This window comes from Aquimarina sp. EL_43 (assembly GCF_943422735.1).
In the GTDB taxonomy this organism is placed as follows: domain Bacteria; phylum Bacteroidota; class Bacteroidia; order Flavobacteriales; family Flavobacteriaceae; genus Aquimarina; species Aquimarina megaterium.
This window is the reverse complement of the sequence record NZ_CALSBR010000001.1, coordinates 5476159-5498296: the sequence shown is the minus strand read 5'-3', so window position 1 is coordinate 5498296 and position 22138 is coordinate 5476159. Positions and strand designations below refer to the sequence as shown.

The window sequence follows — 22138 nt, the reverse complement described above, 5'->3', positions numbered from 1 at the left end:
ATATGAAAAGGATAGTACTAGTTTTAGCACTTTTGATTTCTGCACCCATGATACATGCACAAGATTTTGTGATGAATATTAATGGATATATTGGCTTGGCAGGAAAGGATTGTGGTTCTCCAGGGATACAAAAGGTAACTTTAATATATGCTAATGGAAGTCGAGAGATAATCCCTTTTGATTATAACAATTTTTTTAGAAAAAATTATGACCATAAAAAGGAGTTTACAGCAAGTAATAAAATTGTTGCAATACAGTTTGATACCAAGAAAAATAAAAAACCATTTGGTAGCGGTTGTGAAATTACTGGGAGATTACAAGAAAGAGTAATTAATATTCGAGAATATTGTGCGAATAAAAAGCGATACGAGAATATTCCGAGAGAAAAGAAAGATGAAATTTATCATCCAGATTTCCCTGGTTTTGTTACTATATCAATAACTCCCAAAATAAGTTTGTCGTATAAAGATGGTAAAGATGTTACAGCCAACTATCACATATGCAAGAGTAGTGCTGTAGATATTCAGGCTACTACCGGTTTTGGTATAGGAAATAGTATTTATAAGTGGGAATTTTTTGATATTGTAGGTAAAAGGACTGTACCTCATCGTACTCTTGTTCAACTACAAGAGGAATTAGAAGAAGCGGAACAAGAGTTAAATCGTTGTATAGCTACGGAAGGCAATGTGAAATGGTGTAGACCACAACTTAGAAGAAGAAATCAAGCTCAACAAAACTTAGACAATTATATGGCTACAGGTCCGTTAACCGAAGAGGTAGATTATGGATGGCGACCTATACGAAATACTAGTAAAATCGGGCAACCTAATATTGCCTTAGCCCTAAGTGATCTGTACCCCAATGCAGCAGATCGTAATCAAGTGGTAAGAAAAAATATGAGGGTAAGGATTAATCCAGATTGTGGAAATGGAAGTGCCTCTAATCAACTTACTATTGTGTATTTGCCAGATTTACCAAAGGTAGTTTCAATACAAGAAAAACACCCTTCGTGCTCAGGTAGTAAAGATGGTGGTTTTACGATTACTTTTGATCGGGCATTGAAAGCGAATGAAACGATGGATTTTGCTTTACGATTAGACGGTATTCCCGATAAAAATAAAACTATTGAGAGTAAAGATTTTTCTGGTAAACAATATACCTGGACACCGACAGATTTGGAAGCAGGTGATTATACTCTGGTCGTTACGGGTGGGACTCTTGATGGAGAATTAATTGAAAATTGCAATACAGGAGCCGATAAGACTTTTGAATTAAAAACCCCTCCTGCAATTAATTTTACAGCATCTCCAACTCATAAAAGATGTTATAGTGATAAAGGTGGTAAAATACAAATAAATGTAACTTCAGGTAGTGCTAATCAATATTCTTTAAATGGAACAGACTGGATTGATTTTACGGGGTCTGGTGTTCTTATTGAGGATTTACCTCCTGCTACTTACACGGTGTGGGTAAGTAAAAATGGTAATTGTGTAGTTTCTAAACCTAATATTACAATAAATGAGGCTACACAAATCCAGCATGAAGAAGGTGTCATTGTGCCTCCTGGAAAACCTGAAGCCGAAGATGCAAGTATTCGTGTAAAAAAAGTATGGGGAGGTACGCCCAAAACAGATGGTAGTGGTGCGTATTATGATGCTACCATTTTTATTAATGGGTCATCTACTAATACAAAGACACAAAGAGCTGATGCCAATGGTTTTGATATTCTGAGTTTACCAAAAGGGACGCATGAGATCGAATATAAAGACGCCAATGGTTGTGAACAACGATATACGTTTACAAAAATAGAAGATCCCTTACCGATACAATTCAAAATAAAAAAACAAGATCCGAGTTGTTCAGAAGCAATCGACGGAATACTAGAAGTGATTGATTTGGTAGGGGGCTATCCACCTTATACCATTTCATGGAAGAAAGATGGTAATGCTTATGGAGTAGGTGCTTCTATTGAAGGAGATCAAGGTAATTATGATGTGGTGATTACCGATAACCGATCTGGTAGGGCAGAGCAAACAGGAATTAAATTTGATAATGTCCCTTTACCAATTACTATTACCAATATCAATATTCAACCCATATTATGTAATGGTGATAAAGCCAAAGTAACCATTACAGCTGCGGGTGGAGGTTCTGGATCCTATCAATATGCGTTATGGACAGGAGCAACAACTTCAGTATGGCAAGACAGTAATGTATTTGCATTAGAAGCTAATACAATATCAGGATATCGTTTTAGAGTAAGGGATCGAAATGAAACTGGCTGTGATTCAGATATATCTGGTAGGCAGCTTATAGATGAGCCCGCTAAGATCGATATCGAGACTGTTAAAGTGGTTCATAATAAAGTTTTTAATGATAACAAGGGAGCAATAGAGATTAATGTAACAGGAGGGAAGCCAAATTACACTATAACATGGGAGAAAGACGGAACTCCTGTTTCTAATACAGGCACATCTATTTCAGGTTTGAAAGCAGGTGATTATATAGCTATTGCAAAAGATGATAATGGTTGTGAGGTAAGATCATTAGCTATACTAGTTGAAGAACCGGGAGAACTTATTGTTACCATAGAAGAAACAGTTCCTATACCATGTTATGATGGAGTAGGAACATTGACAGCGGATGTTAAGGGAGGATCTTTAAGTTATACCTATCAATGGTATAAGGATGGTCGACCAATAGCAGGAGAAGAGTCTAATACGCTTTCAGATATCAAAGCAGGCAATTATAATGTTCATGTAGAGGATGGGTATACCGCTACAGATACTTCTAAAGAATTTGGAGAACCAGAAGAATTAGTTTTGATAATAGATAAAACAGAAAATGTTTCATGTTTTTCGGGTAAGGATGGAAAAATCTTTACTAAACCTCAGGGAGGTACTCGTCCTTATTATTTTTCTATAGATGATAAAAAGACGTATATCTCAGAGGATGATTTGACCAATCTAACCATAGAAGGATTAGAAGCAATATCATATACTATTTGGTTAAAAGATGCTAATGGTTGTGAAATTTCAACTCCTCAAACCGTTACATTAACATCACCTAATGAAATTATTGTTACGGCAAAATCAATTGTACATGCAACGACAGTAAACGGTACTAATGGTAGTATTACTCTGGATGATGTTATCGGTGGAGTAGGAACATATACCTATAGCTGGAGTAAACAAGGAGACGTAAGCTTTATCAAAACAACCAGAGATATAGATAATTTATCATATGGTATATATACAATTTCTGTACAAGACACAAATAGTTGTGTGGTCGAAAAAACTTTTGAAGTAAAACAACCTCTTCCTATGTTTGTAAAGATAGAGATTAAAAACCCTATCCTATGTCATGATGATGCTTTGGGAGAACTTGTAGCTACCGTAGAGGGAGGATATCCTATAGAATCAACCCCTGCAGATTTTGAATATCGATGGTATAAAATAGAAAGTAGCGGAGATGTTCCTATCAATACAGATCTTACGCTTGATCGGTTAGAGAGGTTAAAAGCAGGAAAATATAAAGTAGTAACCAATGATTCTCAAGGAGCTACTGCAGAGGCTACTATCGATCTTACTCAACCAGAAGATCTTGTCGTTAAACTTAGCAGTGCTTCTACAAAAATTCTTTGTTATGGAGATACAACAGGAGCTATTGATATCACAGTAGAAGGAGGTCCAAAAGATCCAGGAACAGGAGCTTACCTGCCTTATACTTATAGATGGACAAAAGTTGAGGATCCGGATTTTGAAGCTACTACAGAAGACTTGCAAAACATGCCAGCAGGTACTTATGAAGTAGTGGTTATAGACGATAATCTATGTACAACATCCCTTAGTGAAGCTGTTACTATCGAACAGCCCGATGCTGCATTAGAAATTTATGATGTTGTGGCCGTTAATTTAACAGGTTTTAAAGCGGGAGATGGAAGCATATCCTTAGAGGTAAAAGGAGGAACAACTCCGTATAGTTATGCATGGAAAAACCTGGATGACCCTTTATACACAGCTTCGAGTCAGGATATTAATATGCTTCAGATTGGAAGATACGAATTAGTGGTTACCGATGCTAATGCCTGTAGTATATCAATAACCAGGGAAATCACAGAACCTAACCAATTAATAGTTACTATTGTACCATTATCAGAAGATGAAGGAGTTCAATGTTATGGAGAAGATACAGTAATACCTTTATCTACAACTACGCAGGGAGGTATAGGGGACTATACATATCAATGGTATGAGCAAAAAGATCCGACAGATATTCTTTTTACAACACCACAAACCACAATCGTTGGCGCCGGGATCTATACAGTTATTGTAACCGATGCCAATGGAAATACGCATGATGATACCTATACTGTAGGAGAGCCAGAAGTTCTTGAGATAGATCAAAATGTAACTCATTTGTTGTGTAGAGGAGATGTTAATGGAAGTATAGATATAACGGTTAAAGGTGGGGTAGAACCATATTCATATAGATGGAGCACAGGAGAGAATAGCGAAGACTTATCTTCATTACAGGCTGGTAATTATGTACTAACAGTTACCGATGCTAATAACTGTATGATAACAAAAACAATTGAGATTAATCAACCCCCAGGATTATTTGTTAATGGAGATATTATTAGAGTGAATCCTTCATCAAGCGGAGCACGAGATGGGAGTATAACAGTACATATAGCAGGAGGAACCCCTTCTTATCGTTACGAATGGAGAGATTCTGGTAATGTATTGCAAAGTTCTACAACAAATGTGCTTAGTAACATTGGATCAGAAAAGTACTCTTTAACGGTTATCGATGCTAATGGATGTAGTTTGCATATCCCAGATGTTGATGTATATGATCCTCCGATCTTAAAAGTAGAAATAAAACAGGTAAATGTGATTTTATGTAATGGAGATGCTACAGGTAGTTTAAATGCCAGAGCAGAAGGAGGTACACCATTTAGCGGAACAAAACAATATATCTATCAATGGTTTGATACCGATGAGAATAGCGTTGTTGGTTCTGATAGTTTTTTATTAGAAGGCATTACATCAGGAAACTACAATGTTATTGTTGCCGATGCCATGGGAGTCAGAGTAACTAGTGCAGATTTTTCACTAACAGAACCCAAAGAATTAGGATTAAAATTAGATGTAGATTTTAAAAATTGTGGAGATGGAGAAGATTGGACAATTATAGCACAGGTAGAAGGAGGAACAGGGCCTTATACCTATTTATGGAATACAGGAAATACTAGCGATAGAATAGAAAATGTTGTAGGAGGTACATATAGCGTCGAGGTTACAGATAAACGAGGATGTTATGTTACAAACCAGGTTATTACGATTGCCCCAGAAGTATTAGATGTAAATCTTTCACAAACAATTCCTACATGCTATGAAGGGTGTGATGGTACTATTACTTTAGAAACAATAGGAGGAACCGCTCCATATAGTTATCAGTGGAGTAATGGGCAGACAGGAAAGAATCTAACCAATATCTGTGCTGGTACATATTCTGTTAGTATTACAGATGCTAAAGGATGTCAGATCACAAGAGAATATGTTCTGGATAACCCGACCCCGCTACTAGTTGATATAGGAGAAGATGTTACATTATGTAAAGACCAGAGTATTGTATTAGATGCAACGATAACAGACCCCGATGCAGCGTATCTATGGACTTCAGAAAATGGATATAGCAGCACAGATGCTGTTATTGAAGTAAGTGAGTCAGGTATTTACCAGGTAGTTGTTACCGATTCTAAAGGATGTGTTGGGTCTGATAGTATTTTTATAGATAGTTCTACAGAAGATATCACAGCTAACTTTTTTGCCTCTACTCAGGTATTTGTAGGAGAGAAATTTGTTATTGTAGATAACAGTGATCCAATACCAGATAATGTAGATTGGATATTCCCAGAAGAAGCCGTTGTAACTTATGAAGATGATAATTATGCAGAGGCGATTTTTGAGACTCCAGGAGAATATGAGATTACACTACAAACTTATCGTGGGTTATGTACTGCTATGACTACAAAAACAGTTATTGTTGTAGAAAAAGAAATTGAAAACGAAGGTGAAGGAGAAGGAAATCCGGATATCCAGAGTTTTATTGACTATCTGGTATATCCAAACCCTACTACAGACGGAAGGTTTAAAGTAGAAGTAGATTTACAAAAATCACAACCTATTAGCGTTAAGATTTTTAATATGATTAATAATACCCTTATCGATTCGAAATCGGGAGAAGGCAATGATACTTATACATTCGACTATGATATGTCGATATTACCATCAGGAATATATTTTGTTCTATTAGAAACTTCATCTGCGAGCCAGGTGAGAAAATTGGTCATAGAATAACAAAGAAAAAACATAATTAGGTTTGAACAGAGCTGTTTGTTTCATCGAAATAAGCGGCTTTGTTTTTTATGATATAAATTACCGGGTATATATTACACATTAGTTATTAAATGAGTTCATTATCTTTGGTGAAAAGATTGAAAACAATAGTATACATTTATTTAAAAAACCAGGGGTATTGGAAATTTCTTCAGCATATCTTGACATCCTTAAAAAAGAAGGAAATAAAGCATTGGCAATTTGCCAAAATTTAAATACAAATAATGAATTTAGAAATACAATCACCTCTATTGTAGATGATAGTTTTCAGAGTGTGGATTATAAAGCAGAACATATACTTTTGCATGATATTGTTAGGGTAGTTGATGATTTTATAGAGATACATGCTGATGCTGCTAAAGTACCAGCAAAAGTGAAATTTATTCTGGTGTATTTTTATGAAAAACTACAAGGAAATGATTTAAGTAAGACTTATGACCTAAAAAAGCTAAATGAACTTCCTTTATCATCTCAGTTTAGTAAAAATGTAGCTACGATCAGAAACACCTCTTTTTTTGAATCTATTGATGAGGTTAAAACTGAATTTGCCTTACCAGTTATTTTGGCAAAATTCAAAAATAACCATTCAATGGGTATAGGTTCATTTTTAAGTCGAATAGCCTCACTGGTCGTTAATGCAGATGGAATAATTACAGAGAAAGAACGAGATTTTTTAAAACGAGTATCACATAAGGCAAATCACCCCAAAATAGTTGTAAAAGAAGCCAGATATAATGAAGTGCCAGAAAATGATACCCTCGAGATTGTACTTCAGGAACTCAATGAACTTATAGGCCTTAATGATATCAAAAAGAATATTGATGATCTTACTAATTTTCTAAAGGTTCAAAAGATAAGAAAAGAAAAAGGGTTGAAGACTTCTTCTAATTCATTGCATGCAGTTTTTATGGGGCCTCCTGGTACTGGTAAGACTACAATTGCGCGTATGCTAGGAAGAATATATAAACATCTCGGTTATCTGGAGAAAGGACATTTGGTAGAAACAGATAGAGCAGGTATGGTGGCTGGCTACGTAGGGCAAACAGCAATCAAAGCAGATGAGATTATAAAATCGGCTATTGGCGGTGTTTTGTTTATTGATGAAGCATATTCACTTACTTCTGGAGGATTTAATGATTTTGGAAACGAAGCAATAGAAGTTCTACTAAAACGAATGGAAGATCAACGGGATGATTTAGTTATTGTTGTAGCAGGATACCCAGACGAAATGCAGGAATTTATACAAGCCAACCCAGGGCTTCAATCTCGATTTAACCGATATTTTGAGTTTGATCATTTTACGGCAGAAGCACTGTTAAGCATTTTTAAACTTTTTGCAAAAAAAGCTGATTTTATCCTTACTGAAGATGCAGAAGAGAAACTAATGGAAATTCTGGATAGAATATATGAAAAGAGGCATAGAGGTTTTGGAAATGCAAGAACAATACGAAATCTGTTTGAAAAAATTATAGAACGCCAGGCTAATAGGATTGTTTCGATAACTCCAATTACAGAAAAAATATTGATGATGTTAACCGAAGAAGATATCCCAGAAATATTAAAAACGGTAAAAGAAATTATTCTTTTTGAAGAAGAATAGAAGTACTCATCTTATTATTTTCAAAGTTTTTAAACTTTTCTTTTTGTTTTGATTTTTCTTTACGAGCCGTCATTCATGATTTTTTCGAGATCATTCATTGCTTCAGAATAAATAATCTTGGGAACATCCTGTAATGTGATAAGGCGATGATCTGCTTCATTTCGCGGTTCTGAAAAACAAAAACTATCAGTTTGAACAAACCCCAAGGGAGTGAAAAAGCATTTTCCTAAAATCATCTCTTTATCAAACATCCCTTGGATTTGTAAATTATAAGTTTCTACAAAAACTTCTATTCTACCCTCCTTAAAAGCTTTTTTATATGATAATATACTTCCGCCATCTCCAATACTTCCTCTTCTCCAGCCTCTTTTTTGTGCTCTGGCCTTAAACTTTCCTGCTGTTAAGGTTCTGCCTTTAAAATTTGTGGATAATGTTACCCTATATAACTTCCTGGGAAGTTGTATTATATTTCTATCTAATTGTTGAATAACTGGAGTTATTTTTTGATTTTCTAAATATTTTTTCCATTTCGTTTTTATTTTAGACTTCAGGAAAATAGGGTGTGCCAGTCGTATCTGGTCGTCATGATTAACATTAACAGGTTCCTGCTTATAGTTTTTTAATTTACCACTTGCAGTTACGATGAAGGTGTCTTCATTGTTTTGTTGCCAAATCAGAGTTTGGCCACAGGCAAAAGCAATGGGGTGATTGAGAAATAATTTTTTCCAATCTTTTGTTTTCCAAAACTTCTGTATAACCAGGTAATTCTCTAAGCTATGCTTAAAATGTTGTATGGTATGTTTACGTATAACATTTAAGTTTTTTAACGTTGTTTTGATATCTTCAGATGTTTTGATGATTGATTTCACCTGCTTTCCCCGTTGATTTTTAAAACTATACTTAAGCTGTGGACCTATACATATTACATACCCGTTACTCAATACTTTTTTCTGATTTATAAAATTGAAATCAGGAATCATACTATCTTTCAATTCAAAATAGGTTAGTCCCAATTGCTCTGCTATAGATTCAAACGCTTCTTCTGCTGCATAGCGAACATTGGGGTGTTTCACATAAAAGTGCTGAATGATTTGATCTAATGCTAATGCAGCTCTACGTGTTCCTATAATCCCCAGAATAATACAGGCGTTTATATTTTTATCATGTATAGCAATATTTTGCAGAGGCACGGCCAATCGGTGATCTCCCAACTTTCCTAAAATAGCAAAACCTGGTTTTGCAGCTACTTTCATACCCGTGTTTTTTACCATATTTTGAAACAAGTCATAAGCAAAGTCAGCACCTTTTTTCTGATCTAATAGAGCATACATGGGTTCTGCTTCTATATCTACATCAATTTTTTTAGAGCTTATTTGTCTGTAAAACAGGTAGTTTGTTTCGGTTTTTGATAGCGTAGTACCGTCCTGCCATTGTAATTCGGGTAATGTCCCGGCCCATTTTGGGATAGGGTTATCTAGTTTCCCTCTTTGCAATGCTAGGTGAATACGTTTTTTTATATCTTCAATAGATATTTTACTCTGATTCTTGTGATTATAAAATGTACACACAGCAATATTACGTACATCTTCTAAAATCTCTTTTTCGACTATAGGTTGTAATGAAGCGATTGCTTCTTCACATCTTATTTTACTTAAAACAAAAACTCCAGCTCTTTTTTCCTCTTTTTTTTCTGACAAGGTTAGTTCTTTTGCTTTGTGAAAAATATCGTTTGTTGGATATCTAGATAATAAAGAAGCAGCTATATCTGCCAGGTCCTGATATTCAGAACATGCGATATCCCATATCAGATCATAATATTTTGAGAAATCTAACCCTTCGAGCAGTGCAAAAGCTTGCCTGTAATGTGCAATAGTAGTATTATCTTTTATGTTTGTTTTTAATGCTTCTATTGCAATTTCTATAGCATCTTGTTTGTAACAATCAACAATATGCTGAACAACCTCTAGATTTAGTTGTTTTGTATCTTTTGCAAATGAAAACAATTCGGTTTTTGTTTCTTTTCTAAAATGTTTGCATACCCAACCAATAAATTTGGGGATGTCATTCTGAAATAATCCTGTAATAGAAGGCCAATTAGAAGTACAATTATTTTGACTTAAATTTTTGCGTTCAGAAATATAGGGAAGCACTTTTTTTATATGCGCTGCAGTTGGTTTCCTGTACTTTTTTCTGGCACGTGTAAATAAAATCCTGTGACATTGCATCACAGAACAAATACAATCAGAACCTTCCATTTTTTCTACTACGAAGGATTCGAATTTTTTTAGATCAATTTTACACAATTCTTCTAACCAACTAAAGCGAATATGTTTTTGAGCTTCTTTTCCTGTATAGTATAGAGGAAGCTTTTCTAAAAGTGTGTCGAGTAAACTTTGCTCTGTAGTACCTAATAATGACAATAATGGTTTTATGTAATTTTCGTTTTCTAATAATTGTATGATTCTTATCTCATCTTCTTTGACGAGTTCGAGTATTACTTCTCCCACAGAATTAACAGTTTTATCTTCTCTTAAAAAGGAAACTTGTTCTGTTGCATTTAAATACGCAGAAAGAGAAGTCCACGTATCTATATTAAAAAGACCCAAAACTTTTAGAGTTAAACCAAAGAGATCTTCTTCTTTTTTTTCGGCTTTTAGTTGAGGCAGAAACCATTCTTTAAAAAAAACCTTATAATATCCTTCAGTATTGGTATCTTTTACATAAAAAAAAGTATCATTACATATAAATGAAAGAAGACGTTGATCAATAAAATTCCATTCTTGTATCGGACTAAATAAGGTAGCTAAACGATCAAAAGTATCTATTTTTGACCTTGTTATTTGTGGTAACCCATCAGATTCTCCAAAAATAAACTTTAAGATATTTTCAAAATTTTCTCTGTCATGATCATTGTACATTTTTTTACGAAAATCATGAAGTATGTTAACCCATTGTTTTTTTCTTTGAGCAACCAGTTCAATTATATCTTCATTCATTTTTTTTACAAAGGTCAATCTAAATTATAAGGTATCATTTGATCTATATCAAATTCGGTTTTAGGACTTTCGTATTCTGTTTAATATTTAAAATCAGTTGTTTGGCTTTAATGTTTTAGACCTGTTTAGAAGTGAATATCGTATTGTTTAAAATACATTTTTGGAAATAGATTAAGACATTTGTAATCCTTTTTATTGTAATAATAATGTAAAAAGACGTATTTTAGAATTTTAAGAGTATCGTATATGAGTTGTAACAAATTGTGTTCTTATTACACTAATATAATGAAGTCTATAAATCAATAAGGAAATCATACAAGATCATTTGTTTTGTTAAATGCTTTTAATCCATGGCTTGGTAAGGTTAAAAAAAACAATAATATTTATAAGAATTTATATAAATTTACCTCCTGGATCAGTATTTTAGCAATAATGAGCTCATCAAAAATATTTTAAATGGCTAAAGAAAAATTTAACTGGAAAGGTCTTTTTATTAACGACGAAACTTCAGAAGGAGAAAAACCAATAGAAACAACTTCAACACCACCTAGTTCTAATTCTTTTCCAGAATCGGGGAAATCAGTTTCAAAATTTCCAGTACACCCTCCAAAAGCAACTTTGGTAAGTGATAGTGTGCTTACTACAATTATAGAGATGTACGAATCAGGCTTTGAGTCTCTTAATAAGCCGGGATATGATTTTTATGAATTTTTTAAAGCGATCAAAGCAGTTGGATCTAATGATCCATCTGTATATAAGATGGCTTTTACAATGGCTCAGGGAGTAGACTCGAATGTGTCTAAAAATTCACTTCTTACACAAGCTGATTTTTACATTAAAGAAATCGAGAAAGTACATAAGCAGTACCAGAATCAAGGAAACTCTAAGAAATCTAAGATTTTGAGTACTCAAAAAAATAGAAAAGATACCCTTAATACTGAAATTTCTGATTTAGAAAAAAAATTAATTGAGATTCAGAATCAAATCAGCGTAAAAAAAGACTTACTTCAATCGGTTGATGCAGATATGATTTCTGAAGTATCAGAGATAGACCAAAAAATTGTTGCTAACGATAAAGCAAGATCAAAAATTTTGGAAACAATATCAGCAGTTGTAGAGGGGATTAAAAATAATATATAAGCAATACATTAATGGATCAAGAATCAAAAAGCCACTTATTAGACTTACCTATTTTAAAACATTTTGATGATGAAAAAGGGGAAATTTCTTTAAACCCTAATAATTGGAGAAATGGAGAAAAGGGACTAAATGCTTTTCTTAAAATAGCATTGTTTGCTGGTTTAGGGTACGCTGCATGGGTGTATGTATTACCACCTTTGTTTACAGCATTAGGGCAGGTAATAGCACTTGCAGGAGTAGCCGTATTTGTGATATTTTTTATCATGATGTTACCAGTAATTTTAAAATTCTTACGCAGAGTAACAAGAGGAATCCATAAATCCTTAATAAAACATGATCCTTTTGGAGAATTACAGGAGCAAAAACAAAAAATGCTCATGAATAGAAAAGTCTTTAAAGATTCTAAGGCTAAGATAAAAGCATTGAAAAGTAAAATGGAACTAGAAGCTTCTAAGGCAGAAAAAGAGTCTAAAGAGTTTCAGGACCATGTGGTAACATTGCAAAAACAGGCAGAAAAGATTAGAAATAAAATGCAAGTTATAGTATCCGAAAAAGGTAATGCAGGTAAGGATACCGATGAATATGTAGAATTGCATAGCGCTTTGGCAAAAAAACTATCACAATCTCAGCAAGTTGCTCATCAATTAAAACAGAGTAAAAGTTTTATCCAAAAATATGGTAGTAGAGCCAATGTTATGGGGAAACTGGATAGAAAACTAACGCTTGCCGGTACGGCAATAGATATTAAGATTTCTGATTTTGAAGTAACGATCAAAATGCTCGAAAAAGAATATCAGTTTGCAAAGTCAGCAAAAGCAGCAACAGATGGGGCAAAATCAGCTATGTTATTTACCAAAGATTGGGAGTTAGAATATGCACTAGATGTGATCACAGAAACCATTGCTATGGATATAGCAAAGACTCAGGAAAATCTAACAGATATCGATATGCTAACATCTAAATATGATATGGATAGTGATGAACTGTACTCGCAATTAGATACTTTGGCAGATAATATTAAAACAGGGAAAGACTATATTCCTGATTCTGAAAAATATAAAAATCCTAACTACAAACTAACCGCTGAAGATAAAGAGGCAAGTGGTGGTTTTGGGAATATGTTTGACTAACTAACCGAAATAAAAACTATAATAAAAATTAAAAAATGGGTAAAATTTTAAGAACAAAAAAACTCACTACATTATCCGAGCTTATCATTGTAATTATTTTACTTGGAGCTATCTTAGGTGCAGTGTATTATTTTGCTCCAGGTTTGCGAGTAGGAGAAGCAAAACAATTAGATGAGTTAAATATAAATAAAGATGAAGTAGATAATGTTACTACATCAGAAAAATTAGAATTGCCTTCTAACAGCCTTTCAAATAGTGTGAAGAATAAACCTCTTGTTAGAATGGCGGCATATGCATGGAATGCTCAGTCGGGTATTATCGTTTCTAACGGAGGACCAAAAACAACCAAAGGTTCTTTGATGGAGCAAAATGGAGTGAATTTAGAGATAATCCGTCAGGATTGGCTTTCTGAATTGAGAAATATGCAAATGAAATTCATTGAAGAATTTGATAGAGGAGAAGAGTTCCCAGACGCAGATAAAAGTGCATTTGCAATTATGATGATGGGAGATGGTGCTCCTTTTTATATCAGTACCATGCAACAGGCTTTAGATGATAAATTTGGGAAAGATAAATACCATGTGCAGGTAGTTGGTGCAGTAGGACTTAGTTATGGTGAAGATAAACTTATTGGCCCTCCAAGCTGGAAAGTTGATCCAAAAAGTATGAAAGGAGCTTTGATATCTGCCGTATTAGGTGATGGAGATTGGGTAACCGCTCTAAACTATGCCTTTGCTAATGGTTTAAAGGTAAATCCAGATGTTACTACTTATGATCCTGATGCTGTGAATTTTTATCCTTCACAGGATGATGATTATATTAAATCTGCAGAAGAACTAATTAAATCTCAAAAAGCAGGATGGACAGTTCCTCTTAAAGAAGTGAGAAACGGAAAATTAACAGGAAAAACAATTAATAAAAAAGTTGATGGATGTGCTACCTGGACTCCAGGAGATAAAATGGTTTTTGATGAGTTAAACGGTTTCACAGATATTATATCTACACGAGAATTTAACAACCAAATGGCAACTACAGTTATTGCTGTAAAAGAATGGTCTGTAAAACATCCCGAAATTGTTAGTAATATTTTAAAATCGGCGCTAACAGCTTCTAATCAAATGAAGCAATATGACGAATGGAGAGTTAGAGCATCTGAAGCAGTTGCCAAAACATATGATTTAGAAACTCCAAAGTATTGGTATGATATGTTTAAAGGCCAAAAAGGAAGTAAAAATGGTATCGATTATAACATGGGAGGATCACGAGTATTTAACTATGCAGATGTAATGCAATATTATGGTATTACAGATGGAACCAATCGATATAAAGCTGTTTATAATCAGGTATCTTCTTATCTAAACGAACTTAATCCGTTTGGGTTTAATGAATCTGTTAAAAGGATTGTACCTTATGACGAAGCAGTTAATCTTTATTTTATTAAAAATATTAATGATATTGATGCTGGTTCTGCTTACAAACCAGATTACACCAAAGAAGCCGAAGAAGTTTTAGCTTCTGGAGAATGGAATATTAATTTTGATACCGGAAGTGCAAATATTTCGGGATCATCTGCAAATACTTTAGAAACAATTTATAACCTTCTTATTCAGGCAGAGGATACAAAACTTAGATTAGAAGGACATACCGACGATACAGGTTCTGCAGAATCTAATTATGATTTATCACAAAGACGTGCACAATCTGTAGTTAACTTTTTAAGAAGTAAAGGAATCCCTCAATCCCGTTTCCAATCTGTAATCGGAAAAGGTGAAGATGAACCAATTGAAACAAATACTACCAGTAGCGGTAGAGCCAAAAACAGACGAGTAGTTATTACATTATTGAAATAACATGGCATCCAATTAATAAGAGCCGTCTTATGTTTGTAAAATATTGATTTTACATATTAGACGGCTTTCTTTTTTATTAACCAAGTGTATTATGAAGTATTTATTTAAACCGTTCGAAAAGGTTAGCAAAAATAGCCGATTACTTATTATAGGTATATGGGTAGCATTAGTGTTGATTTTCTGGTTCGTTTCTAGTATGGGAGAGAGACATTTGTTCCCTTCTCCACAGCAAGTACTAACAGGATTTACAGAGCTTTATAATGAAGGACTGGTGGTACATATTGGCAGCTCGCTATTACTTTGTATAAAAGCAATACTTATAGCAGTTATTATTTCTTTAATCGTTACTTATTTATCTACGATTCCTGTAGTAACACCAATAGCAAAAACATTAAGTAAGCTACGTTATCTTCCACTTACGGGTATATCTTTTTACCTGGCGATCCTTATTAGTGATGCCAGAACCATGCAGGTTTGGGTATTGGTGGTATTTATGACCACATATCTTACCACATCATTATTAAGTATGATTAGCTCGATACCACAAGAAGAATTCGATCATGCACGTTCTTTACAATGTAATCGATGGGAAGTACTATGGGAAGTTGTTGTAAAAGGAAGAATAGATCATGTTATAGAAGTAATCAGGCAAAATCTGGCTATCGTTTGGATGATGTTGGTAACCGTAGAATCAATCCTTGTAGCGGCCGGTGGTTTAGGGTTTTTGATTAAAAATTCTGATAAATTCATGAATCACGGTAGAATTATAGCATTACAAATAGTAATATTATTAGTAGGCCTGTCGATAGATTTTGTTTTAGATTACTTGAGAAAAGCTTTTTTTAGATACTCCAAAATATAAGTAGAATGAACTATAGTACGCATAATACATTATTATATGTAGAAAACTTAAGTGTCGCCTATGGTGATAAAACTGTAATAAAGGATATTAATTTTGTAGAAAAAGATGTTATTCGGGAAAACAATATTACGGGTCAGGTTATTGCTTTTGTAGGGCGTTCTGGTCGAGGTAAGTCTACATTGTTTAGAGCGATGACAGGCTTGATCAAGCCAACTACAGGAAAAATACTAATTGCCGATACAGAAACAGATTCAGAAAATGATGCCAAAGAAGTACATGAAGGAGATATTGGTTTTGTAGATCAAAAATATACCTTGTTTAGAAATAAAACCGTGTATCAGGCATTACTGTTTGCACTTCGTAAAAAAGATATTTCTAAAGAAGAAAAGCATACCAAAATAATGAGTTACCTGTCTGATTGGGGTTTGGAAAAAGTAAAAGACCAGTACCCTTGCGAGTTATCCGGGGGACAAAGGCAGCGTACGGCAATAATCGAACAGATACTATGTTCTGGCCATTATATGGTTCTGGATGAACCTTTTTCGGGGCTTGATGTAGGAAATATTGAAGATGTTAAAAACGCATTTAATCTAATTACGTCTACACACGAATTTAATACGATTATTTATTCTACACATGATATAGAATTAGCGGTAGAACTGGCAGATAGTATTTATGTAATTGGCTATCCTACCGTAGATGGAAAACGTGCTGATTATGGTACTATTGTTAAACATTTTGATATGAAAGAATTAAATCTTGCCTGGAAAGATTTTGGACTAGATCATATCGAAATTGTTAAGCAAATAAAGGCAACTATGCTTAATTCGTAATAATCTAGTAATCTACACCTTGTGCTAAACTTGTTTTAGCATCTGGCAGTATATAATCAAATACTTAGAAGTTTGCTTGTGGATGAGATGCTAAGATCCTTTATTTTATAATTTTTTTCCAGGCGATTCTTAGAATCAGAAGTAATGCAAGAAAGAATAGTATTAAATATTGAAATCTACCAACAAAAAAGACTCCAAAAAACATACGTTGCAATATATAGGTAATGATAAAAGTTATCGCAACAATGATAAATAAGCCAGAAAGTTTTTCAAAACCTGGAATTCTAGACATAGGTACCGTTTTATTAATAATAAATAAGGTAACAAACATAGAAACGACAGGAACAAAATAGGCCAATATATTGACCTGAAGCAGGTTAATCTTTAAGAAGAAAAAACTGTACAAAACAATAATTAAGGCCAATAATCCAGGAATAGTTACCGCATAGACTAAGATTCCATAAAAATAATTTATCGGAGATCGAAAATTTCTTTGATTTACAAACATTAACCCTAGTAAAGATATGCCAATAATAACAGCAAAATACCCAAGTACAAGATTTGGATTATTTGCAAACCAGTTGATAATATCTTGTATCGTCATAGATCTTAATTTATAGAGGGGTGTTATGTTGTAAGATTATAAATGTATAATATATACAGTTAATATAAAAGAAGAGATTAAAAGTTCTGTTTCTTCTTATCTCATGACCCATTTATGATTGCTATTTGAATACCCTGTTTTCAGGGTGTTCTTTTTTCACTGAAAAGGGTGTTTGGCAACCTTTCTAAATGCATCAAATTTGTGGTATCAATATGAATAAAAATCATAAATAATTAACACATAAATAAATCATGAAAAAAGTAATCTTAAATCTTTCATTAGTAATAGCGATACTAGCAGTATCATGTAAGAGTGAAACTAAATCAGATACATCAGATTCTAGAGACGAAGTAGAAAAAGTTGAAGAAAAAACAGAAGAGAATACTTCTTCACAATCTGCTAACGGAGTGCCTAATTTTAGCGACAAAAAAGTTCAGGAATATGTGAACTCTTATGAAGCTTATATCGAAGAGTATAAAAAAGCAGTAGAAAGTAAGGATATGACAGCTTTCGCTTCTCTTGGAGAACAAGGACAAAAATTAGGAACAAAAGCTCAGGAAGTAATGGGGAATCTTTCTGCAGATGATGTAAAAAAACTAAGTGATTATATGCAGAAAAAATCTGCACAGTTACAAGAACTGTCCAAAAAAATGATGCAATAACAAGTTTAGTTATCTATTAGTTTAGTTAGTGGGTTGAGTTTGGCAGGCCTTATTCTATACGTAGAATAGGGCCTGCCTATTTATATATTCGGTATGAATTAATCTCCATCATTATCTGTAGGTGTAATGATAATAGATAATGTACTTCCTACATCGTTATTTAACAATACAACCAAGGTTTTGATTTCGTTATAAACTTCTTCTACGGATTGTTTTTGTTGATCTATAGCAAGATGTAAAGGCATTGTAGTTTTGTTTATGGCAGTATAAATTAGATTAAACTGAGTTCTGATACGATCATTAATAGTCGAATTCTTGGTAATAAATTCTACATTATCAGAAATTCCTAATCCAGAAGAGGTAAAATATACACTTTCGATGGTTTTAATATTATTTTCTATCAAATCAAGAGAAATTTCACTTCTAAAAGCCTGTAGAATCTGAGGGTTGGTACTTGATGTGTTTTCAAGGCCTGCGGGTTTTCCTAATTTTGCTTTTTTAATAGTTTCAGCAACATTAAACATGCCATTAAATACCATATTTAATGAACCATTTAATCCAGTTTCTGTATTTGTTATAAAGGTATTCGAGTAATTTTCTCCATTTTCATTCCATATCTCTGAAAGTAAAATTGCTTTTTCTTTAAAATTGATTGTAATACTTGTTAGGTATTCAGTTCTTCTTGGGGTAGCGGTAAAAAGAGATACTATATCGGCATTAGATGTACCTCTATTTGCAAATAATAAATATTCAATCCCTGTAAGTCCTTTGGCTCTAGTACTAATTGATTCTGCAATTATTTCGGTATTTTGTGCTATCGAATTATCTATATCTTCTGTAAATGTAGGCCAGTTAAATAACAGTTCGTGCATGAATAGATCTTTGGGCCTTCCAATATTAAAGACATATATATTTGCATAAGATTTTGCAGCTTCTTTCCATTTGTTTTGCGCAATTAGTAGCTTTTCTTCAGATTGATCTGAAGCAAAATTGGATACACTTTCTTCTAGTTCTATTGCTTTATCTTTAAATGATGATATAGAAGGCAGAATACTACTCGAAGTGATGTCGGATAACATTTGTGAAGTATTAAATTTACGATCAGGATCCTCATTCGTATTCTTATCATCACTATTGCAAGAGAAGATAATAAGAACTGAAAGAATAATAATGATGGTGCTAGCTATTTTTAGATATGTTTTCATTGTTATAGTGAGTTTATAAATGCAATAAGTTCTTGCCTTTGTGACTTAGGCAATTTTTTAAATTCATTAAGACTATTTTCAGCTTCTCCACCATGCCATAAAATGGCCTCTTCAATGTTTCTTGCACGACCGTCATGAAGAAAAAAAGTATGGTTGTTTATAGTTTCAATTAGACCTATACCCCAGAGAGGTTGTGTTCTCCATTCTCTTCCATCTGCTTTAAAATCTGGTCTATTATCTGCCAAAGCTTCTCCCATATCATGTAATAAAAAATCTGAATATGGATTGAATACAACATCTTCGATTAATGGGGTAGAAGGTGAATTACCTGCTGTGTATTTGGTTTGATGGCAGGATATACATTGCAAATCATTAAAGAGTACTTTACCTTTTAATACATTTTCATCTTCAAAATTTCTACGTATGGGAACTCCTAAAGTTCTTTGGTAAAATAGAACTCTTTCTAATTGTAAATCTGTTACTTCTGGCTCTCCACCATTAGCAGCATCTATACAATCTACCTGGGGAGTTGGACAATTATTTACTGGTAAAAAAGAAGTTGTAAGTCCCATATCACCGTGAAATGCACTAAAAACTTGTTGTTCTAAAGAAGGCTGATTTGCTTTCCAGCCATATTTGCCAAGTCTTAATTGATTTTCTTTTACATCCCATACATAGTTAGGTTTACCAGAGATTCCGTCGTTGTTGGTATCATTTTCATCGGCATGTGCCAAAATAGAGGCTTCTGGTAAAGCATCAATTAATCCCATTCCAATAGTTTGAGTACCTACTCTAGGAGAGGTTAACACACCTTGTAGTGATCCAAACTGCTCATCATAGATTTCATATATAGGTTTTTGAAGCGTATATGTTTCTCCATCTGGATATGACCCTTCTATAATTTCATAGGTTGCTCTTATTTTTGCCTCATGCAAAATACCACTATTGGCTTTATCCTGTATTTGAGTTCCATAATTGGTAACAGGATTGGGGCCTCCATTTTCATCTGCTCCTGGCATGCTTATTCGCATTAAAAAACCATTTGAACCTAAAAAATTATCTGTAATAGGAAGCCCTCGACCATCTTTGCTATGACAACTGGTACATGCTCTGCTATTAAATGTAGGGCCAAGGCCATCTCTGGCTGTAGTAGATGCAGGAGAAGATACCCATGCTTGATTAAATAAAGAATTGCCTATACCAAAAGCGATTTGTTCTTCGTCAGAAAGGCCAGGGATTGCTCTCCCAAAAGCATTACTGGTTTGTGAGTTAATAGTAAGTCTACCAGCCAAGAGTTCTTCTCCGTCCTCATAAACAGCTCGGTTGGTTGGAGTAGGGTCTGTGTATTCATCATCACTACATCCAAAAATTGATAGTAAAGAAGAACTGAAAAGGATATAATATAAAAACTTTTTTTTCATAAAAGTAATAGTGTGTTTTTTTTAACAAGAAAAGCCCCATGCATACGCATGAGGGACTTTTCCACTTTTCAAAACAATAGCATTAATATTGAGTGGCTCTTATAATGTAATGTTTAATTTAGATGCCGAAGCACTTATTTCTTTAGCTTGATCTCTTAATGCAAGAACAGCTTGAATAACAATACCACCAGAAGTTAGAGTTTCTTCTTCTATAAGTTGATCAAACTTTTTGGTGGTGCTAATATTGTTAAGAATTGTATTTATTCTTGATATCGATAATGCCGCAGCAACTTTAAGTTTTTCTGCTTGACCAGAATCAGCTTGTTTAACCAGGTCATATAGAGATGGACCACTAATGTTACCATATTCTCCAAATAACACATTATTTACACCTTTGGCATTGGTATAAATATCTCTATGTGTATTATCAGAAAAACAAGAGTGTTCATCTTCTTGATTTTGTTCTACAGCAACAGCCATTCTTTCTGTAGATAATTCTTCTCCTGTCATAAAAAAGATACCAGACATCATATTTTTTAAGGCTTCATCTTCTGGTAATGCCAGGAACGTATTTCTATATGTACCACCTTCTACCCATGTATCAACAAGAGATTTAAGATCTTTAACCAAAATACTTGTCACTATTTTAAGGTAAGTACCTCTTCGGTCTTGATTTTGATTAGTGCCAGAACTACCTGTTACATAATCGGTATAAGCTCTTTGTCCAGGTAGCCCGTTAGACGGATCTGCAAAATCCTGACCCCAAAGCAAAAATTCTATAGCATGATAACCGGTACTGATATTTTTATCAAGCACACCATTACCACCAGCTCCTTCATTTAAACCAATTAGGGCAGTTTCATCTATTGTTATAGAAGTATTGTTTATAATTCCCTCTGAAGTAACACCTCCAGAATTATCACGAACATAGTCTATGTAATTTTCATCAAGAGGCCATGCGTTAAGTTGGCCTTCAGTTTTTCCTTCATCTATTGGTCCGTTAGACTCTCGATAGGCTTCAGTTTGACCATAAGGTTCTCTAGCTGCAAGCCAGGCGTTTTTGGTAGTCTGAAATCCATTCTCTGTAGGGTTATCTACAAAAGCATTAATAGCGGTTTGCATTTCTAAAGCTTTGTCGTATGAATCTTTATACGATTGATATACGATATCAGCATAGTTTTTTATTACAGCAGATTTTGATACAGTTTCGTTAGCTGGAGCATCATCATCACTACTACAACTTACAATACTTAGGATAGCACCTGTAATTAAAGCTATCACTTGAATGTTAAATTTCATTTCACGTTAATTTAGACTAGTTATAAATAAGGAACAAATCTAAATGTTAGAAATTAAGTAAACAAGTTTATTTAGATTAAATTTAAATAAAATATTGTAAACCAAAACGAATTATTATAATAGTACACATTG

Annotated in this window: 13 protein-coding genes; 8 read left to right on the top strand and 5 right to left on the bottom strand. The window is 33.7% G+C overall.

Going from position 1 to position 22138, the window contains the following annotated elements:
- The first annotated feature begins 2 nt into the window (after positions 1–2).
- Together NNL09_RS23520 and NNL09_RS23515 are read left to right on the top strand one after the other, a co-directional pair.
- On the top strand, positions 3–6365 hold the full coding sequence (locus tag NNL09_RS23520) for a T9SS type A sorting domain-containing protein (RefSeq protein WP_196911944.1): 6363 nt from the start codon (positions 3–5) through the stop codon (positions 6363–6365).
- 178 nt (positions 6366–6543) lie between these two features.
- Positions 6544–8004 (top strand): AAA family ATPase, encoded by a 1461-nt coding sequence (locus NNL09_RS23515; RefSeq protein ID WP_196911945.1) that lies wholly within the window; start codon positions 6544–6546, stop codon positions 8002–8004.
- Between the two features lie 59 nt (positions 8005–8063).
- Here the strand turns inward: NNL09_RS23515 and NNL09_RS23510 are convergent, their stop codons facing one another.
- Positions 8064–11000, bottom strand: coding sequence for a DUF4132 domain-containing protein (locus NNL09_RS23510; RefSeq protein WP_196911946.1), 2937 nt, complete (start codon positions 10998–11000; stop codon positions 8064–8066).
- A gap of 456 nt (positions 11001–11456) precedes the next feature.
- On the opposite strand from NNL09_RS23510, the gene NNL09_RS23505 reads away from it, so the two are divergent.
- The 5 genes from NNL09_RS23505 to NNL09_RS23485 all read left to right on the top strand — a co-directional run bounded on the left by NNL09_RS23505 (position 11457) and on the right by NNL09_RS23485 (position 16815).
- Entirely contained in the window at positions 11457–12140 is a 684-nt protein-coding gene (locus NNL09_RS23505) for a hypothetical protein (RefSeq protein ID WP_025664187.1), read from the top strand.
- 11 nt (positions 12141–12151) lie between these two features.
- The gene (locus NNL09_RS23500; protein ID WP_025664188.1) at positions 12152–13270 is read left to right on the top strand and encodes a hypothetical protein; all 1119 of its coding nucleotides are present in this window, start codon (positions 12152–12154) and stop codon (positions 13268–13270) included.
- 35 nt (positions 13271–13305) lie between these two features.
- A complete protein-coding gene (locus NNL09_RS23495; RefSeq protein WP_025664189.1) occupies positions 13306–15120 on the top strand; it encodes an OmpA family protein in 1815 nt (604 codons plus the stop codon).
- A gap of 91 nt (positions 15121–15211) precedes the next feature.
- Positions 15212–15982, top strand: coding sequence for an ABC transporter permease (locus tag NNL09_RS23490; RefSeq protein ID WP_025664190.1), 771 nt, complete (start codon positions 15212–15214; stop codon positions 15980–15982).
- A gap of 5 nt (positions 15983–15987) precedes the next feature.
- Complete coding sequence (locus NNL09_RS23485) at positions 15988–16815, top strand: ATP-binding cassette domain-containing protein (protein WP_025664191.1); 828 nt, start codon at positions 15988–15990, stop codon at positions 16813–16815.
- Between the two features lie 100 nt (positions 16816–16915).
- Here the strand turns inward: NNL09_RS23485 and NNL09_RS23480 are convergent, their stop codons facing one another.
- Positions 16916–17419, bottom strand: a complete 504-nt coding sequence (locus NNL09_RS23480; protein ID WP_196911947.1) for a hypothetical protein — start codon at positions 17417–17419, stop codon at positions 16916–16918.
- A gap of 251 nt (positions 17420–17670) precedes the next feature.
- Here NNL09_RS23480 and NNL09_RS23475 point away from each other — a divergent pair, with 251 nt between their 5' ends.
- Positions 17671–18081: a hypothetical protein gene (locus tag NNL09_RS23475; protein ID WP_025664193.1), complete on the top strand. Its 411-nt coding sequence runs from the start codon at positions 17671–17673 to the stop codon at positions 18079–18081.
- Between the two features lie 98 nt (positions 18082–18179).
- Here NNL09_RS23475 and NNL09_RS23470 read toward each other — a convergent pair whose 3' ends face one another.
- The 3 genes from NNL09_RS23470 to NNL09_RS23460 all read right to left on the bottom strand — a co-directional run bounded on the left by NNL09_RS23470 (position 18180) and on the right by NNL09_RS23460 (position 22006).
- Entirely contained in the window at positions 18180–19286 is a 1107-nt protein-coding gene (locus tag NNL09_RS23470) for an imelysin family protein (RefSeq protein WP_196911948.1), read from the bottom strand.
- A 2-nt stretch (positions 19287–19288) separates the two neighbouring features.
- A complete protein-coding gene (locus tag NNL09_RS23465) occupies positions 19289–20707 on the bottom strand; it encodes a di-heme oxidoredictase family protein (protein WP_196911949.1) in 1419 nt (472 codons plus the stop codon).
- 99 nt (positions 20708–20806) lie between these two features.
- Positions 20807–22006: an imelysin family protein gene (locus NNL09_RS23460; protein WP_196911950.1), complete on the bottom strand. Its 1200-nt coding sequence runs from the start codon at positions 22004–22006 to the stop codon at positions 20807–20809.
- Positions 22007–22138: the final 132 nt, after the last annotated feature.

What these genes read in the sequence shown, in the direction of transcription:
- NNL09_RS23495 (WP_025664189.1), top strand. Translation starts at nt 13,306, where the DNA reads ATGGGTAAAATTTTAAGAACAAAAAAACTCACTACATTATCCGAGCTT.
- NNL09_RS23475 (WP_025664193.1), top strand. Translation starts at nt 17,671, where the DNA reads ATGAAAAAAGTAATCTTAAATCTTTCATTAGTAATAGCGATACTAGCA.
- NNL09_RS23460 (WP_196911950.1), bottom strand. Translation starts at nt 22,006, where the DNA reads ATGAAATTTAACATTCAAGTGATAGCTTTAATTACAGGTGCTATCCTA.
- NNL09_RS23470 (WP_196911948.1), bottom strand. Translation starts at nt 19,286, where the DNA reads ATGAAAACATATCTAAAAATAGCTAGCACCATCATTATTATTCTTTCA.
- NNL09_RS23500 (WP_025664188.1), top strand. Translation starts at nt 12,152, where the DNA reads ATGGATCAAGAATCAAAAAGCCACTTATTAGACTTACCTATTTTAAAA.
- NNL09_RS23485 (WP_025664191.1), top strand. Translation starts at nt 15,988, where the DNA reads ATGAACTATAGTACGCATAATACATTATTATATGTAGAAAACTTAAGT.
- NNL09_RS23490 (WP_025664190.1), top strand. Translation starts at nt 15,212, where the DNA reads ATGAAGTATTTATTTAAACCGTTCGAAAAGGTTAGCAAAAATAGCCGA.
- NNL09_RS23480 (WP_196911947.1), bottom strand. Translation starts at nt 17,419, where the DNA reads ATGACGATACAAGATATTATCAACTGGTTTGCAAATAATCCAAATCTT.
- NNL09_RS23520 (WP_196911944.1), top strand. Translation starts at nt 3, where the DNA reads ATGAAAAGGATAGTACTAGTTTTAGCACTTTTGATTTCTGCACCCATG.
- NNL09_RS23505 (WP_025664187.1), top strand. Translation starts at nt 11,457, where the DNA reads ATGGCTAAAGAAAAATTTAACTGGAAAGGTCTTTTTATTAACGACGAA.
- NNL09_RS23510 (WP_196911946.1), bottom strand. Translation starts at nt 11,000, where the DNA reads ATGAATGAAGATATAATTGAACTGGTTGCTCAAAGAAAAAAACAATGG.
- NNL09_RS23465 (WP_196911949.1), bottom strand. Translation starts at nt 20,707, where the DNA reads ATGAAAAAAAAGTTTTTATATTATATCCTTTTCAGTTCTTCTTTACTA.